The organism is Ferroplasma sp. Type II, from assembly GCF_000496155.1.
The window spans coordinates 2468-4241 of record NZ_KI542754.1 but is presented as its reverse complement, the minus strand read 5'-3'; the positions used below and the strand labels follow the sequence as shown (position 1 = coordinate 4241).

At 39.0% G+C, this 1774-nt stretch carries 1 protein-coding gene; it reads left to right on the top strand.

The window, feature by feature from the left end; all coding sequences use genetic code 11:
* Positions 1 to 327: 327 nt before the first annotated feature.
* A partial coding sequence (locus tag AMDU4_RS09660) for an amino acid permease (protein ID WP_290704925.1) occupies positions 328 to 1774 on the top strand: 1447 nt, incomplete at its 3' end.

The window sequence follows — 1774 nt, the reverse complement described above, 5'->3', positions numbered from 1 at the left end:
ATCATAGACATTAAGAAAGTAAGGTAAATATAATTCCAACAATATAAATTGCAATATGTAAATAAAGGTTCAAGAAAATGGCCATAAATGGCCACGATGCACCCATCCCAAGTGATCTCATCATAGAGGACAGGCTAACAATGATTACCTGTTTATTATGTATGTCTGTTGAAAATGAAACCATTGAACTATATTACAAAATATTATAAGAATATTGGTTAACGAATCTTAATTTACAGTACAAATATTTTTATTATAGAGCAATTAACAGGCATATGTGCGGAATTTTTTCCAAAAATTTTAAATTGCATTGGCATATAATTTTTAATGGCAACTGGCGAGAATCCGGACAATGGAGAGATATCAGACGATAAAAAATTAAAGAAAGTTCTAACCTCATGGGATCTTTACTTTCTTAGCTTAGGGGCAATAATAGGATCAGGGTGGCTTTTTGCTGAATCGGCCTCTGCTGGTACCACGGGCCCTGCAGCAATTATTTCGTGGATTATAGGGGGAGCAATAGTTCTGGTAATTACTCTTGTTTATGCTGAAATTGCTTCCATGATACCGAGAAGTGGACTTATCACAAGATATGGGCATTATTCGCATGGAGGAATAGCAGGACTTTTCTTCGGTTGGGCATATTTTGCAGCAAGAGTTGCCGCGCCTGCGCTTGAGGCTGAGGCTGCCATAACATATGCAGGCTCCTACATAACAAAACCTGCTCTCGTATACTACGCCAGTAATCCACTTCATCCATCCTTACATGTGACTCTCCTTACAGGATACGGAATACTGATTGCAGCCATATTAATCATAGGATTCTATTTCCTGAATTATTTCGGTGTAAAATTGATGGGAAAAACAAATCAGGGAATAACATGGTGGAAGCTTCTTATTCCATCTATCACAATAATATTAATGGCATTCCTTCTTTTCCATGCCGGAAATTTCAACAATCCAGCACTTGGTGGATTCCTGCCACATAATAATATATCCTTGATATTTGAGGCAATATCAACTGACGGCATAGTTTTTTCATATCTTGGTTTCAGGCATACCATGGATTTTGCTGGGGAGGCAAAAAATCCACAGAGAGATCTCCCACGGGCGCTTATATATTCAATGCTTACATCTATGGGTGTTTATGTTTTGCTTCAGGTTGTTTTTATATCTGCAATCAATCCTGCACTTCTATCTTCATCGGGTGGCTGGCTAGGACTTTCATCAGCATCTGCAGGAACATACGCAAAAAGTATAAGCAAAGCTCCCTTTGCTTTTCTCGCGAAGTCTTCGAACCTCTCAATAATGGCAGTACTGACCTACCTTCTATATGCTGATGCTTATGTATCACCTTCAGGAACCTTAAATATAGCTGCAGGGACATCAACAAGATCACTTTATGGAATGGCTGAAATCGGATATTTTCCACGTATAATAGGAAAAGTAAACAAGAAAACAGGAGTACCAGTTTTCTCATTGCTTATTAGCCTCGTTCTTGGACTCGCTTTTCTGATTCCTCTTCCCAGCTGGTACGTTGTTGTTGGTCTCGTATCCGGAGTCGCAGCATTCACCTATATACTCGGTGGTTCAACTTTAATGGTTCTCAGGCGTGAAGCTTCGGAATTGAAAAGGCCATTTAAATTGCCCTATGCAAGGATTCTTTCACCAATTTCCTTTGTTGGAGCCTCATTGATAGTTTACTGGACTGGTTGGCCCACTGTAGGCTATATATCTATAATCATATTTGCCGGTTTCTTTATATACCTACTAT